17 protein-coding genes are annotated in these 15,476 nt (G+C 42.0%); 9 read left to right on the forward strand and 8 right to left on the reverse strand.

Going from position 1 to position 15,476, the window contains the following annotated elements:
- Window positions 1-38 precede the first annotated feature (38 nt).
- Window positions 39-1,931: an endopeptidase PepO gene (gene pepO, locus D8855_RS03810; RefSeq protein ID WP_125416131.1), complete on the reverse strand. Its 1,893-nt coding sequence runs from the start codon at window positions 1,929-1,931 to the stop codon at window positions 39-41.
- Window positions 1,932-2,111: 180 nt separating this feature from the next.
- On the opposite strand from pepO, the gene D8855_RS03815 reads away from it, so the two are divergent.
- The 9 genes from D8855_RS03815 to D8855_RS03860 all read left to right on the forward strand — a co-directional run bounded on the left by D8855_RS03815 (window position 2,112) and on the right by D8855_RS03860 (window position 7,902).
- Window positions 2,112-2,834, forward strand: a complete 723-nt coding sequence (locus D8855_RS03815) for a metal ABC transporter ATP-binding protein (protein WP_000619162.1) — start codon at window positions 2,112-2,114, stop codon at window positions 2,832-2,834.
- A complete protein-coding gene (locus D8855_RS03820; RefSeq protein WP_125416133.1) occupies window positions 2,831-3,679 on the forward strand; it encodes a metal ABC transporter permease in 849 nt (282 codons plus the stop codon). Before D8855_RS03815 ends, D8855_RS03820 begins: the two co-directional genes overlap by 4 nt.
- A 31-nt stretch (window positions 3,680-3,710) precedes the next feature.
- Window positions 3,711-4,640, forward strand: coding sequence for a metal ABC transporter substrate-binding lipoprotein/adhesin PsaA (psaA, locus tag D8855_RS03825; RefSeq protein WP_033682181.1), 930 nt, complete (start codon window positions 3,711-3,713; stop codon window positions 4,638-4,640).
- A gap of 236 nt (window positions 4,641-4,876) precedes the next feature.
- The gene (tpx, locus tag D8855_RS03835; RefSeq protein WP_033682328.1) at window positions 4,877-5,371 is read left to right on the forward strand and encodes a thiol peroxidase; all 495 of its coding nucleotides are present in this window, start codon (window positions 4,877-4,879) and stop codon (window positions 5,369-5,371) included.
- A gap of 78 nt (window positions 5,372-5,449) precedes the next feature.
- Window positions 5,450-6,100, forward strand: a complete 651-nt coding sequence (locus D8855_RS03840) for a metal-dependent transcriptional regulator (protein WP_004263083.1) — start codon at window positions 5,450-5,452, stop codon at window positions 6,098-6,100.
- Window positions 6,081-6,263, forward strand: coding sequence for a hypothetical protein (locus D8855_RS10950; protein ID WP_042898761.1), 183 nt, complete (start codon window positions 6,081-6,083; stop codon window positions 6,261-6,263). Before D8855_RS03840 ends, D8855_RS10950 begins: the two co-directional genes overlap by 20 nt.
- A complete protein-coding gene (locus tag D8855_RS03850; protein WP_180364271.1) occupies window positions 6,220-6,927 on the forward strand; it encodes a nicotinamide mononucleotide transporter in 708 nt (235 codons plus the stop codon). Before D8855_RS10950 ends, D8855_RS03850 begins: the two co-directional genes overlap by 44 nt.
- 129 nt (window positions 6,928-7,056) lie before the next feature.
- Complete coding sequence (locus D8855_RS03855; RefSeq protein WP_125416135.1) at window positions 7,057-7,470, forward strand: hypothetical protein; 414 nt, start codon at window positions 7,057-7,059, stop codon at window positions 7,468-7,470.
- Between the two features lie 18 nt (window positions 7,471-7,488).
- A complete protein-coding gene (locus D8855_RS03860; protein ID WP_125416137.1) occupies window positions 7,489-7,902 on the forward strand; it encodes a hypothetical protein in 414 nt (137 codons plus the stop codon).
- Between the two features lie 38 nt (window positions 7,903-7,940).
- Here D8855_RS03860 and dtd read toward each other — a convergent pair whose 3' ends face one another.
- From dtd to cysE, 7 genes are all read right to left on the reverse strand, one after another.
- Entirely contained in the window at window positions 7,941-8,384 is a 444-nt protein-coding gene (gene dtd / locus D8855_RS03865) for a D-aminoacyl-tRNA deacylase (RefSeq protein WP_049552187.1), read from the reverse strand.
- 29 nt (window positions 8,385-8,413) lie between these two features.
- Window positions 8,414-10,636, reverse strand: a complete 2,223-nt coding sequence (locus tag D8855_RS03870) for a RelA/SpoT family protein (RefSeq protein ID WP_120769873.1) — start codon at window positions 10,634-10,636, stop codon at window positions 8,414-8,416.
- A gap of 134 nt (window positions 10,637-10,770) precedes the next feature.
- Window positions 10,771-11,901, reverse strand: a complete 1,131-nt coding sequence (locus D8855_RS03875; RefSeq protein ID WP_000229953.1) for an ABC transporter ATP-binding protein — start codon at window positions 11,899-11,901, stop codon at window positions 10,771-10,773.
- A gap of 112 nt (window positions 11,902-12,013) precedes the next feature.
- Window positions 12,014-12,883 carry a helix-turn-helix domain-containing protein gene (locus D8855_RS03880; protein ID WP_049488337.1) on the reverse strand — a complete coding sequence of 290 codons (870 nt, stop codon included), beginning with the start codon at window positions 12,881-12,883 and terminating at the stop codon, window positions 12,014-12,016.
- A gap of 3 nt (window positions 12,884-12,886) precedes the next feature.
- Window positions 12,887-13,273 (reverse strand): Mini-ribonuclease 3, encoded by a 387-nt coding sequence (locus D8855_RS03885; protein WP_049511045.1) that lies wholly within the window; start codon window positions 13,271-13,273, stop codon window positions 12,887-12,889.
- Complete coding sequence (gene cysS / locus D8855_RS03890; RefSeq protein ID WP_125416139.1) at window positions 13,266-14,609, reverse strand: cysteine--tRNA ligase; 1,344 nt, start codon at window positions 14,607-14,609, stop codon at window positions 13,266-13,268. The genes D8855_RS03885 and cysS overlap by 8 nt, the downstream gene beginning before the upstream one ends.
- Before the next feature lie 234 nt (window positions 14,610-14,843).
- On the reverse strand, window positions 14,844-15,461 hold the full coding sequence (gene cysE, locus D8855_RS03900; protein WP_125416141.1) for a serine O-acetyltransferase: 618 nt from the start codon (window positions 15,459-15,461) through the stop codon (window positions 14,844-14,846).
- Window positions 15,462-15,476: the final 15 nt, after the last annotated feature.

The raw sequence follows: 15,476 nt of genomic DNA on the forward strand, positions 1-15,476 counted from the left end.
TATATAGATTTACGGATTTTAGTATTAGATTCAATTCATTACCAAATAATGACGCGGTCTTCTGGTGAACGCCACATACCATCTCCTTCTTTGACATCATAGGTTGTAAAGAAATCATCGAAGTTTGGTACTTGCACATTGACACGGAGTTTGGCTGGTGCGTGCACATCGACACTAGCCAAAAGTTTCATAAATTCTGGACGACCTTTCATGCGCCAGATGCGACCGAAGTTATGGAAGAACTCTTCTGCTGAGAAGTCTGGTTCTCGCTTGGCTGCTTCAAGCGCTGCAGCAATTCCTCCCAAGTCAGCCACGTTTTCTGACACAGTCAATTTACCGTTAATGGTTGCACCATAAGAATCCTGTCCATCAAATTGGTCAATAACTTTTTGTGTTTTCTCCTTGAAGGCAGCATAGTCACTCTCTGTCCACCAATCCTTTAGGCTACCATTTTCATCAAAGGAAGCTCCATTGGTATCAAAGGCGTGGGAAATTTCATGGGCAATAACTGCTCCAATACCACCGTAGTTAGCAGAAGATGACTGATGCAAGTCATAGAAAGGTGCTTGTAAAATAGCCGCCGGGAAGACAATCAGGTTCTTCTGTGGATTGTAGTAGGCATTGACCATATGAGCAGGCATGCCCCACTCCTTGTAGTCTACAGGCTGGTTCCACTTACTCCAACTGTGTTTGATTTCCACACGCGCAAAGGCTAGAGCATTGTCAAAAAGACTAACATTTTCATCCACTACCTTGTCCTTATAGCGTTCTGGCAATTCTTCTGGATAACCGATATAAGGCTTGATGACATTGAGTTTGACGATGGCCTTGTCACGAGTTTCAGGAGTCAGCCAGTCATTTTTAGCCAAGCGTTCCTTATAGACATCAATCATAGTTGCCACTTTTTTCTCTACATCTGCCTTAGCCTCTGGAGAGAATTTTTCATGGGCATACCAAAGACCTAAAGCTTGTTTGAATGGACCTTGTGCTAACTGGTAGGCTGCCTTGACCTTGTCTTTGGCTTCCGGAACTCCTGAAAGCGCACGGCTATAGGCACCTGACAAGACACGAATTTCTTCTGTTAAATAGCTGGTTGAGAGATTCACAACACTTAAAATTAAGGTTGCCTTGAGGAGAGGCCAAGCTTCTTCACTATAGAATTGGTCTGCTGCTTTCCAGAAACGTTCCTCGTCTACAATAACCTTGTCTGGCACTTGTCCAAGAACCGCTTGGAAGAAGTCATCCAGAGGTAAGGCAGGCGCGAATTTTTTGAAATCTTCATATGAATATGGATGGTAGAGTTTAGCATACTCTGAACTTTCTTCATTAGAGAGCACCACTGCTGCAACTCGGCGATCCAATTCTAGTCTTTTCTCTAGCAAGTCTTCAATTTCTTCATCAGAGAAATCATAAGCCTTGAGAAGATTTGCGCTACTTTCTTTCCAAAGAGTCAAGAGCTCTTCTCGCTGAGGATGATCTTCAGCATAGTAGGTCGTGTCTGGCAGGATTGTGCTTGGAGCGCTAGCCCATAGAACATTGATTCTAGCATCCATAAAGTCTGGCGATACACCAAAAGGAAGGAAGTTAGGTTTTCCTGCAAGTTCAAACTCTGCTAGTCTAGCTGTAAAATCCGCAAAAGTCTCCAATTCTTGGAACTCTTTAAGAAGAGGCAAAACAGGTTTGATACCGTCAGCTTCTCTCTTATCAAAGTCACGAACTAGGTGATGGTATTTGACAAAATTTTCTAAAATAGCATCCTCAGGCACTTCTTCTCCTGCCAACCACTTGTCTGTTGTCGCCAACATCAGGTCTTCAATTTCCTGGTCTAAATCAACAAAACCTCCCGTTTGAGACTTATCTGCTGGGATTTCAGCTGTTTTCTGCCATTCTCCATTGATAGCATCATAAAAATCATCTTGATAACGTGTCATCTTGTTCTCACTTTCATTTTTTTAAGTTATTGCTAGCTTAACAAAAATTACCTGGGAATGCAATTAAAAATGAACTTTCCTTTTCTTTCATTTTTCAGTTATTATTTTAAATTTTTCAAAAATTAACTTGACTTAATTTTTTTTTTAAGGTATATTAAGAGTCAGGAGGAATACAACTGTATGATACGTATCGAAAACCTCAGTGTCTCCTACAAAGAAACGTTGGCACTTAAGGATATTTCACTAGTGCTCCAAGGACCAACAATTACAGGTATCATTGGTCCAAACGGTGCTGGAAAATCAACACTTTTAAAAGGTATGCTGGGAATTATCCCACATCAAGGTCAGGCATTTCTCGATGACAAGGAAGTTAAAAAATCCTTACACCGAATTGCCTATGTCGAACAAAAAATCAATATCGACTACAACTTTCCCATCAAGGTCAAGGAATGTGTCTCACTAGGACTATTTCCCTCTATTCCTCTCTTTCGTAGTTTAAATGCTAAACATTGGAAAAAAGTAGAGGAAGCCCTTGAAATCGTCGGTCTAGCTGACTACGCAGAACGGCAAATCAGTCAACTGTCTGGAGGTCAATTCCAGCGGGTATTGATTGCCAGATGTTTGGTTCAGGAAGCCGATTATATCCTCTTGGATGAACCTTTTGTTGGGATTGACTCTGTCAGTGAAGAAATCATCATGAATACGCTGAGAGATTTAAAAAAAGCTGGTAAGACGGTTCTCATCGTTCACCATGATCTCAGCAAGGTTTCCCACTACTTCGATCAAGTCTTACTTGTCAATCGAGAAGTGATTGCCTTTGGTCCGACCAAAGAAACCTTTACCGAAGCCAATCTCAAAGAAGCTTACGGTAATCGACTCTTTTTCAATGGAGGTGACCTATGATTGCAGAATTTATCGATGGATTGCAAAAATTCCATTTCTTACAAAATGCCTTGATAACAGCTATTGTCGTTGGGATCGTAGCTGGAGCTGTTGGATGTTTCATCATCCTACGCGGGATGTCACTTATGGGAGATGCCATTTCACATGCTGTCTTACCAGGTGTAGCCCTCTCCTTTATCTTGGGCCTTGACTTCTTTATCGGAGCCATTGTCTTTGGACTGCTAGCTGCTATCATCATTACCTACATCAAGGGAAACTCGATTATCAAAAGCGATACCGCCATCGGCATTACCTTTTCTTCTTTCTTAGCCCTCGGTATCATCTTGATTAGTGTCGCTAAAAGTTCAACTGACCTTTTCCATATCCTTTTTGGTAATATCCTAGCCGTCCAAGATACGGATATGTTTATTACTATGGGTGTTGGGGCAATCATTCTCTTGTTAATCTGGATTTTCTTCAAGCAACTCTTGATAACTTCCTTTGATGAACTCTTGGCCAAAGCCATGGGAATGCCTGTCAATTTCTATCACTACCTTCTCATGGTACTCCTGACTCTCGTGTCTGTGACAGCCATGCAAAGTGTCGGAACTATCCTGATTGTAGCCATGCTGATTACCCCAGCTGCAACTGCTTATCTTTATGCTAATAGCCTGAAAAGCATGATTTTCCTTTCCTCAACCTTTGGAGCTACAGCTTCAGTTTTGGGACTCTTTATCGGTTATAGCTTTAACGTTGCGGCAGGTTCTAGTATCGTGCTTACAGCCGCTAGTTTCTTTCTCATTAGCTTCTTTATCGCTCCAAAACAACGATATTTGAAACTAAAAAATAAACATTTGTTAAAATAAGGGGTAAAGCCCCAATAAATTGGAGGATCTAATGAAAAAATTAGGTACATTGTTGGTTCTTTTTCTTTCCGCCATTGTTCTCGTAGCATGTGCTAGCGGAAAAAAAGATGCAGCTTCTGGTCAAAAACTAAAAGTTGTTGCTACAAACTCTATCATCGCTGATATTACTAAAAATATTGCTGGTGACAAGATTGATCTTCACAGTATCGTTCCTGTTGGTCAAGACCCACACGAATACGAACCACTACCTGAAGATGTTAAGAAAACTTCTCAAGCTGATTTGATTTTCTATAACGGTATCAACCTTGAAACAGGTGGCAATGCTTGGTTTACAAAATTGGTAGAAAATGCCAAGAAAACTGAAAACAAAGACTACTTTGCAGTCAGCGAAGGCGTTGATGTTATCTACCTTGAAGGCCAAAACGAAAAAGGCAAAGAAGACCCACACGCTTGGCTTAACCTTGAGAATGGAATGATTTTTGCTAAAAACATCGCCAAACAATTGAGCGCTAAAGACCCTAGCAACAAGGAATTCTACGAAAAAAATCTCAAAGAATATACTGATAAGCTAGACAAACTTGACAAGGAAGCTAAGGAGAAATTTAACAACATCCCTGCTGAGAAAAAACTCATTGTAACTAGTGAAGGATGTTTCAAATACTTCTCTAAAGCCTATGGTGTCCCAAGTGCCTATATCTGGGAAATCAACACTGAAGAAGAAGGAACACCTGACCAAATCAAGACCTTGGTTGAGAAACTTCGCCAAACAAAAACTCCTTCCCTCTTTGTAGAATCAAGTGTGGATGACCGTCCAATGAAAACTGTTTCTCAAGACACAAACATTCCAATCTATGCACAAATCTTTACTGACTCTATCGCAGAACAAGGTAAAGAAGGCGACAGCTACTACAACATGATGAAATACAATCTTGATAAGATTGCTGAAGGATTAGCAAAATAATACTCTTCGAAAATCTCTTCAAACCACGTCAGCTTTATCTGCAACCTCAAAGCGGTGCTTTGAGCAACCTGCGGCTAGCTTCCTAGTTTGCTCTTTGATTTTCATTAAGTATAAGCCTCTGAAAAACGTCATTCTTTTTCGAATTGGCGTTTTTTCTATTCCCATATTTCCGGTCAAATAATTGGAAAATTCTAGCTTTTTCAGCTAAAATGGAAGAAAAAAGATTGGAGTATCCTATGGTAACTTTCCTTGGAAATCCTGTTAGCTTTACAGGTAAACAACTACAAGTCGGCGACAAGGCACTTGATTTTTCACTCACTACAACAGATCTTTCTAAAAAATCTCTGGCTGATTTTGATGGAAAGAAAAAAGTCTTGAGTGTCGTGCCTTCTATCGATACAGGCATCTGCTCAACTCAAACGCGTCGTTTTAATGAAGAACTGGCTGGACTGGATAATACGGTTGTCTTGACTGTTTCCATGGACCTCCCTTTTGCCCAAAAACGTTGGTGTGGTGCTGAAGGTATTGAAAATGCCATCATGCTCTCAGACTATTTCGACCATTCCTTTGGACGTGATTATGCCCTCTTAATCAATGAGTGGCACTTATTGGCACGCGCAGTCTTTGTCCTCGATACTGACAATACTATTCGCTACGTTGAATACGTGGACAATATCAACTCTGAACCAAACTTCGAAGCCGCAATTGCAGCTGCTAAAGAACTAAATTAGAAGCCATTGTGGCAGATAGCTAGAGAAATCTAGCTTTTTTTGATATACTAGATAAAGATATTAGACAAGAGGAAACGAATGACCCCGAATAAAGAAGATTATCTAAAGTGTATTTATGAAATTGGCATAGATTTGCATAAGATTACCAACAAGGAAATTGCGGCTCGTATGCAAGTCTCTCCCCCTGCCGTAACTGAAATGATTAAACGGATGAAGAGCGAAAATCTCATCCTCAAGGACAAGGAATGCGGCTATCTACTAACTGACATCGGCCTCAAACTGGTCTCTGAGCTCTATCGTAAGCACCGTTTGATTGAAGTTTTTCTAGTCCATCATTTAGACTATACGAGTGACCAGATTCACGAGGAAGCTGAAGTCTTGGAACACACTGTCTCTGATTTATTCGTGGAGAGACTAGAAAAATTACTTGGATTCCCCAAGACCTGCCCTCACGGAGGAACTATTCCTGCCAAGGGAGAACTCTTAGTTGAAATCAATAACCTGCCACTAGCTGACATCAAGGAAGCTGGTGCCTACCGCCTGACTCGGGTGCACGATAGTTTTGACATTCTCCATTATCTGGACAAGCACTCACTTCACATCGGTGACCAACTCCAAGTCCAGCAGTTTGATGGCTTTAGCAATACCTTCACTATCCTCAGTAAAAACGAGGATTTACAAGTAAGTATGGACATTGCCAAACAACTCTATGTCGAAAAAATCGACTAATTTCTCAAGCACCCTACCAACCCTGAAAGTTTTATTTTCAGGGTTTTATTTCTATCATTTGATTTTACTTTCATTTAGTTGTAGAATATTTGTAAAAAAAAAGAAAGATAGTTTAACCTATGAAAAAATCACTAAAAATTTTTGCGACATCCAAATGGTTTGACCTCTTCGGCGTTGCTTTGGTCGTTGGGATTGCGATTGCATCTGGTTACCTCAACTCCCGCCTCGATAAATTTGTAGACTGGGGACCATGGACAGCACTTGTACCCTTTGGATTGATTTCCGTAACCAACGTTGGGATTTCCATGTTATCCACTCGTTTCACGGGAAAATTAAGCAAATGGGGAAATTACTTTGGTATTGTTAATACCATTTTGTCCGGTGCTATTGATTATATCCTTGGAAATAAGGCAGCTATCATTACCTATCCCGTCACCTTCCTCATTTATACCTTTGCTATTAAGAAATGGGAAGCTTCGCAAGAAGGCAGACCCAACCAAATGAGCCAAAAACAGGTAAAATTAGCGGCCATCATCATTTCAATCATCGCCTTCCTCTTTGCCTTTGCGACCAACTATATCGGCTATGGTGGCAAGATGAATCTCCTTGCCTACGTAACAACTATTGCCTTTGCACTGTCCCTCATTGCCAATGCTTTTAACGCATTGAAACTAACAACACAGTGGGGCTTCTGGTTGATTTACAATTTCGTTCAGCTGACAAAAGCTGGTATTCAAGGAAACTTTGCCAATATCGGAAAATACATCTTTTATATCCTCAATGCAATCGGAGCTTTATTTGTCTGGAATGATGAAGAAGTTAGGTAATAGAAGAAAACTTAAATAAAAAAACAAGTCGACTTAAGAGAATCTCCCTTCTGCTATTTTTATCATTTCACTTGTAACTCCCATTCTTTTGGAGTAGAATGAAGCTAGATAAAAGAGGGAGGTCATCTTATGAAAAATCTCTTTAGACTCCATTTCGTAGCAATTGCAGTTATCGATTTGCTACTATTGGCATTTTTTAGCAAAAGACCCGAGACATCTTTGGACTGGCTCTTGCTCTCTGGTTTTATTTTCCTCCTTGCTCAGAGTCTACTACTATTTCGCTTGGTCGTCCGACTCAAACATCAATTCGCTGAGATTTATCCTCAAATCAATAAAAAGATTCGCTTCTACTATTTAGGGGTTCTCTCCATTGATTTTCTATTTTTTGTCCTCTTAGCCTTCATTAGTTCTCAGCGTTTTTACTCTCTTATGCCAATCATCACTGCTTGCCATTCTACTTTATATTATATGACGGCTGACTACCTAAGAGAACACTATCCAGACTTTTACGACAAACATATCTCTTTATGGAAGTGTCTCTAAGGAAAAGGAGGTTTTAGCATGAAAAAAATCATCTCCATCAAAACCATTCAACTCCTTATCATAGATGGAATTATGCTTGCACTTTTGACATTTAAAGGGGGGCTTACTTGGGACTGGATTTTGATTTATAGCGGTTGGCTCATTTTCTTTCATCCTGTGCTATTGACCTATCTTTCCAACCAACTTTGTGACCACTTTAGTCAACTCTATTCCCAGATTAGACTCAGATTCTGGCGTTTTGCCTTACAAATCATTCTATGGGATATCTTGATAATTCTCTCCTTGATATGTTTAAGTGGTATGCCACTTTTCCTTCAGGGAACTCTCCTAATCTTAGGACACCTCATCTTCTCCTACCGCATAATCCAAAGCCTGAAAAGAGATTTCCCCAAGGCATATCAGGAACCGATTTCATTTTGGAGTATTTTGTGATAGATAAGAAAAACCAAGCCGACTGGGCTTGGTCTTTCTTATCTATTTTTAGTATCAAGGATAATGGTAACTGGACCGTCATTGACCAGTTCAACCTGCATATCCGCTCCAAAGATGCCTGTCTGAACGGGTACTTCTTGCGCTAATTTTTTATTGAATGCATCATAGAAGTCTGATGCCATATCAGGCTTGGCTGCACCTGTAAAGGCTGGACGATTGCCTTTCTTAGTATCCGCAAAGAGGGTAAACTGAGAAATAGAGAGGATTTCTCCTTCAATATCTTTGACAGACAGGTTCATCTTGCCTTCTGCGTCTGAAAAAATCCGCATGTTGACAAGCTTTCTCACAGCATAGTCCAAATCTTCCTCTTGGTCCTCTGGTCCAACACCAACCAGCAATAGGAGCCCCTGATTGATTTTTCCCTGAACCTGACCTTCGATACTCACTTGGGCTTTTTTAACCCGTTGGATAATGATTTTCATAATAGCCTTTCTAGTAAGAGCTAGGACAATTAGCCATTGGTTCGTTTGACAGAATAAACTTCTGGCACACTCTTAATCTTGTCCACGACCGTGGTCAGCGTCGAGAGATTGGCAATGCCAAAGGACACATGGATATTAGCAAACTTCATATCCTTGGTTGGTTGAGCATTGACCGTTGAAATATTCTTGGTTGTGTTTGAAAGAACTTGCAGTACATCGTTCAACAGTCCTGTACGGTTGAGGCCATAAATATCGATATGAGCCATATACTCCTTATTTGAGCTAGAATACTGGTCTTCCCACTCCACATCAAGGAGACGTTGCTCGTAGTTTTCTTGGGCACGCAGGTTCATACAATCCACACGGTGAATAGCTACACCACGACCCTTGGTAATATAACCAACAATATCGTCACCAGGAACAGGATTACAACACTTAGCAATCCGCACTAAGAGGCCTGATGCACCTTCAATGACCACACCACCCTCATGCTTTACCTTGAGGGTTTCTTTATTTTCAACCTTGATCTCGCCACCTTTGACAAGTTCTTCTGCTTCAGCCTTGGCCTTGGCACGTTCTTCCTCACGGCGTTCCTTTTCAGTCAGACGGTTAAAGACGGTAATAGCACCGATTTCTCCAAAACCAATGGCCGCAAAAAGGGATTCTTCTGTCTTGTAGCTAGTCTTTTGCAAAACTTGGTCCATGTGACGCTTGTCCATGAATTTATTAGCTACATAGCCGTTTTCTTGGAACTGAGCCATCAGCATTTCACGACCCTTGTTGACAGACAATTCCTTATCTTGATTTTTAAAGAACTGACGAATCTTGTTACGCGCCTTGCTGGTCTTGACCATATTGAGCCAGTCACGGCTTGGCCCAAATGAGTTGGGGTTGGTGACAATTTCAACCTGATCCCCTGTCTTGAGCTTGGTTGTCAGTGGAACCATACGACCATTGACCTTGGCACCCGTCGCTTTCTCCCCAACTTTTGTATGGATTTCATAGGCAAAGTCAATCGGTCCTGAATCTTTTGGAAGGGAACGGACAGCTCCATCTGGGGTAAAGACGTAAATCTCCTCAGCCAGATAGTTTTCCTTCACAGAGTCCACAAATTCCTTGGCATCATCAGCCTGGTCTTGGAGCTCCATCATCTCCTTGATCCAGTTCATCCCGATAGCTGATTCCTTGCTGTTAACCTGCCCCTTGATGCCCTTCTTATAAGCCCAGTGAGCTGCAACCCCGTACTCAGCGACCTCGTGCATTTCCTTGGTCCGAATCTGGAATTCAATCGGCCCTTTTGGCCCATAGACAGTCGTATGGATAGACTGATAACCATTGGCCTTGCGGTTAGCGATATAGTCTTTGAAACGACCTGGCATTGGTTTCCAAAGCTCATGTACATAACCAAGCATGGCATAAACATCACTTTGGGTATCTAAAATACAGCGAATGGCAATCAGGTCATAGATTTCCTCAAAACGTTTTCTCTTATCCTGCATTTTGCGGAAAATCGAGTAAATATGCTTAGGACGACCGTAAATCTTCCCTTTCAAGTGACGATCCGTCGTATATTCCTCTAATTTTGTAACTACCTCATCCACCAAGGCTTCACGCTCTCTGCGTTTTTCCTTCATCATATGGGTAATCTTGTAAAACTCAGTTGGATTAAGATAACGGAAAGATAGGTCTTCCAATTCCCATTTAACGCTAGAAATCCCCAGACGGTGGGCAAGCGGCGCATAGATTTCCATAGTTTCTTTGGAAATACGCTCCTGCTTGTCTTTTCGAAGATGTTTCAGGGTCCGCATATTGTGTAAGCGGTCAGACAGTTTAACCAAGATAACGCGGATGTCCTCAGACATGGCCATGAGCATCTTGCGATGATTTTCAGCCAACTGCTCCTCGATTGATTTGTACTCGACCTTACCAAGCTTGGTAACCCCGTCAACAATCACCCGCACATCAGGACCAAACTCTCTTTCCAAATCGTCCAAGGTCGCATCAGTATCTTCCACCACATCATGCAAGAAACCACAAGCTACCGTTACAGCATCCAGCTTGAGCTTAGCTAAAATACCTGCCACTTGGATGGGGTGAATAATATAAGGCTCACCTGATTTGCGATATTGACCACTATGGCATTCCACCGCGTAGACCAAGGCCTTATGGACAAAATGGACATCCTCTTCCGTTAAATATTCTTTGGTTAAAGCGACAACTTCTTCGCCTGTTAAATTCACTTCTTTCGGCATCTCTACTCTCCAATTCTTCCTACCATTTTATCACTTTTTTAAGAATATGAAAACTAGAAAATTCCCTCTCAATCAATCCACATCTCAAAAAACACTGCCAGATTTCTCTAGCAGTGTTTTAAGTTTCTTTTATCTTAGTAAACCGTTCTTTCAGTTTCTACATCGAAGAAGTGTGCTTTGTTCAAGTCAAATCCAAGTTCAACTGTTGCACCTGTTTGCAAGTAGTCACGAGCATCAACTTTGGCAACAAATTCATCTTTACCAACTTGGCAGTAAAGGTGAGATTCTGAACCAAGCAATTCTGATACTGAGATAGTAGCTTTGACAACTGATTCTGGGAATGTTTCAAGGAAAGCAGGTTCTGCATTCACGTCTTCTGGACGGATACCGAAGATCAATTCTTTACCTTCGTAGCCTTTTTCACGAAGAACTTTCAATGCGCCTTCTGGAACTTTCAAACGGAAACCGTCAGAAACAATTTCGCTACCAACCAATTTCACATTGATGAAGTTCATAGCTGGGCTTCCGATGAAGCCTGCTACGAATTTATTAACTGGGTTTTTGTAAACTTCTTGAGGAGTACCGATTTGTTCTACACGTCCGATAGTACCTGTACCAGCAGGATTCTTAGTTGCTGACATGATAACGATACGGTCTGCCAGTGTCATCGCTTCTGTTTGGTCATGAGTTACGTAGATAGTTGTAGCTCCGATACGACGGTGGATTTTAGCGATTTCAGCACGCATAGATACACGAAGTTTTGCATCCAAGTTTGACAAAGGTTCGTCCATCAAGAATACTTTTGCATCACGGACAATCGCACGACCCATGGCAACACGTTGACGTTGACCACCTGAAAGGTCAGCAGGTTTACGTTCCAAGAATTCTTTCAATCCAAGGATTTCAGCTGCTTCTTGCACACGTTTGTCGATGTCTTCTTTGCTGTATTTACGCAATTTCAAACCGAAAGCCATGTTGTCATAAACAGTCATATGTGGGTAAAGAGCGTAGTTTTGGAATACCATGGCAATGTCACGGTCTTTTGGAGCTACGTCGTTGACAACCACGCCATCGATAGATGCAGTTCCTTCTGTGATATCTTCAAGACCAGCAATCATACGAAGAGTTGTTGATTTACCACATCCTGAAGGACCTACGAAAACGATAAATTCTTTGTCTTTGATGTCCAAGTTGAAGTCTTCAACTGAATAGTGTTCGCTGTTTGGATATTTTTTGTAAATGTTTTTAAGATTCAATTCTACCATGAGGTGAACTCCTTTTGTCTTTTGATAGTTTTATTATAGATGAAAACGCTTTACTTTTCTATGGCAAGGTGACCAAAAAAATAAAAAAGTTCTGTGCAACTTGCACAAAACTTTATAAAATATCTGGTAAAATCAACTGATAACACAAGGTCAGGTCAGTCAATTCCTTCAACTGAAGCCCTGTCAATTCTTCCCATTTATCAATCTTGTATTGAAGAGAATTACGGTGCAGATAGAGTTGCTGGGCTGTTTTAGTTAAGACAGCACTATTTTCCCAAAGAGAAAGAATGATTTCCTGAATCTGATCTTGATCCAAAATCATCTGGTGCAGACATTCTTTAATGACTCTCAGGTCAACGAGTCTTTCTCCCATACTCCAAAGATAGAGCTGAGAAAAAGTATGAACACCTTGGTGACCTTGACGCCACCAAGTCTTAAACAAATCGCGCTCCGCTTTGATTAAGTCTGATAGGGCTTGATGTCCTGTCTGAGACCAAACCTGACCTAACATGATAGAGAGACGCAGTCCAAAGTCATACTCAACCGCTTCAATCGTATCACTTAAAATAGCTCGTACAGAGGTATATCTATCTTGTTGAAGCACGAAAACATAATCCTGAGCTCCGACTTGAAGCACCGTCTGACAGTTGGGAAAAAGAGTCCGCATCATATCTAGCCAAGAAGCTAGATTTTCCTGCTGAAAATAGGAAAGATGACAATAAACCAACTGAATCTTTTTAAAAGTTTTCGGTGCCTGTCCCTTCCCCTCAACCAGATAAGAATACCAAGGATTGAGCGAACGAGCTTGCTCCTGCTGGGTCAACAGGGCAACCAACTGCTTTTCACGCTCACTGAGACCAGCTTCCTCCAGCAAAATCCACTGCTGAGAAGCTAAAGGGAGCGTGAGATAGCCTTCTTTCTCTACTGGTTGGTCTGAAATCTGAGCTTCAGGAAACCAGTCTTGTAGTTCTTTTGCCATCATGTCCTAGCCCTCCACTTTTTGGATGCACCACGAAATCAAGCTCTCAAGACGTTCTAGATTAGCAGTCATATGGAGATAGCCCATGACGGCTTCAAAACCTGTGGACATACGGTAAGTCACTACATCAGCATTTTTAGCCTTGGTGTGGCTATTGGTATTGCGACCACGTTTGTAGATTTCTTCTTCTTTTTCCGTTAGAACTTGCTCCTCCAACATGAGGGCAATCAGGCGAGCTTGAGCCTTGGCTGAAACATACTTGGTCGCTTCTTGATGGAGTTTATTGGGTTTGGTCATGCCTTTGAGGATGAGGTGGCGGCGAATATACATGGAATAAACCGCATCTCCTTCAAAAGCTAGCGCAATCCCGTTAATGAGATTGACATCAATCACGTGTCCACCTCACTCCATCTTTGGTATCAAGGAGCTTAATTCCTTGAGCAGCCAATTGGTCACGGATTTGATCCGCTGTCGCAAAGTCACGATTTGCACGCGCTTCTTGACGTTTTTGGATCAAGTCTTCAATCTCTACATCCAAAACTTCCTCAACAAAGACAATTCCAAAGACTTCTAACATATCCGCAAGAGCTTGCTTAACACTTGCATCATAATTGCCAGAGTTAATCCACTTGGCCATTTCAAAGACTACTGTAATACCGTTGGCAGAGTTGAAATCCTCATCCATAGCCGCTACAAACTTATCTTTAAAGGATTGTAACTCTTGGGCGTCCACATTTCCTGTAAAAGGTTGCTCGTAGGTGTTTTTCAGATACTTGAGATTGGTCTCTGCATCACGCACTGCCTTTTCTGTAAAGTTGATTGGCTTGCGGTAATGCTGAGTCGCAAAGAAGAAACGAAGCACTTGCCCATCGAGGGTTTTGAGGGCATCATGCACTGTAATAAAGTTGCCCAAGGATTTGGACATCTTGACATTATCGATATTGACAAAGCCATTGTGCATCCAGTAGTTGGCAAAGGTCTGACCAGTTTTGGCTTCTGACTGGGCAATTTCATTGGTGTGGTGTGGAAACTCTAGGTCAGCTCCACCACCGTGAATATCAATGGTGTCGCCCAAAATCTCTGTTGACATGACTGAACACTCGATGTGCCAGCCTGGACGACCAGGTCCCCAAGGACTATCCCAAGAAATCTCGCCTGGCTTGGCAGCTTTCCAGAGGGCAAAATCTACAGGATTTTCCTTACGAGCCGTTTCTTCATCGGTACGACCTGAAGCACCTAGCTCCAAATCTTCCAAGGTTTTATTTGCTAATTTGGCATAGTTGTGGGATTTTTCCACACGGAAGTAAACATCCCCTTGGCTCTCATAGGCAAAACTTTTTTCAATCAAGTCTTCCACAAAGCGGATGATATCCGCCATAAACTCCACTACACGCGGATGGCGAGTCGCAGGTTTGACACCCAAGGCCGTCACATCCTCACGAAAGGCAGCGATGTACTTGTCCGCAACCTCCTGAGGCGTTATACCTTCTTCCTTGGCACGGTTGATAATCTTATCATCCACATCCGTAAAATTGGAAATATAGGCAACCTCGTACCCACGATACTCAAAATAGCGACGAATGGTGTCAAAAGCCACTGTTGAGCGGGCATTCCCCACGTGGATATAGTTATACACGGTTGGCCCACAAACATACATCTTGACCTTGCCGTCCTCAATTGGGACAAATTCTCGCAAATCACGAGACATGGTGTCATAGATTTTAATCATAAATCATAGTCAGGAAATCCAAAATCCAAGAACAATTAGTTTCATCACTAAGAGTTCAATTGAATTTCAGTCCGAATATCTCTACACTTCGGAATCCCTTGCTCCTTTCTAAAAAGTAAAAGAAGAATCAAATAAATGCAAGAAAAGGGCTGATAGTCGCCCTTTTACTTCACGACCTACTCAGTCGAATATCATCTTTTAAAAAATGTTAATAGATAAAAGAATCATCATAAATTACAACCCAGACGATCTGTGACTGGCTTCTTTAGCCTGCTCGAGTTTATTGACGTAGTACTCTCGTTTTTCTTCGACTTCGTGGATCGTCGGTTCATCCTTCTGTCCATGAACTCGGACGATCTTAGCAGGAATTCCGACCACTGTCACATCACTTGGAACATCTGCTACGACAACTGCTGCAGCACCGACCTTGGCATTTTCGCCGATTTCCACTGGTCCGATAACTTGGGCATGAGCCGATATGAGAGCTCCCTTTCGAACGGTCGGATGGCGTTTGCCAACATCCTTACCAGTCCCACCAAGAGTCACCCCATGATAGAGGAGAACTCCCGTCTCAACGATAGCTGTCTCTCCAATCACCAAGCCAGAACCATGGTCGATAAAGACACCTGAATCAATCTGGGCACCTGGATGAATCTCAATCTGAGTCCAAAAGCGCCAAAACTGACTATGCATACGAGCAAGAAGTTTAAAGCCGTGATTCCAGAGAAAATGCGAGAGACGGTGGGCCGCCAAGGCCTTGACACCTGGATAGGTCAGCAAAACCTCCAAAGTGGTGCGGGCCGCTGGATCATTTTCTTTTACGATATCAATGGTTTCGCGCCACCATCCCATACATTTCTCCTTTTC

Source organism: Streptococcus mitis, assembly GCF_003942685.1.
GTDB lineage: Bacteria > Bacillota > Bacilli > Lactobacillales > Streptococcaceae > Streptococcus > Streptococcus mitis_CD.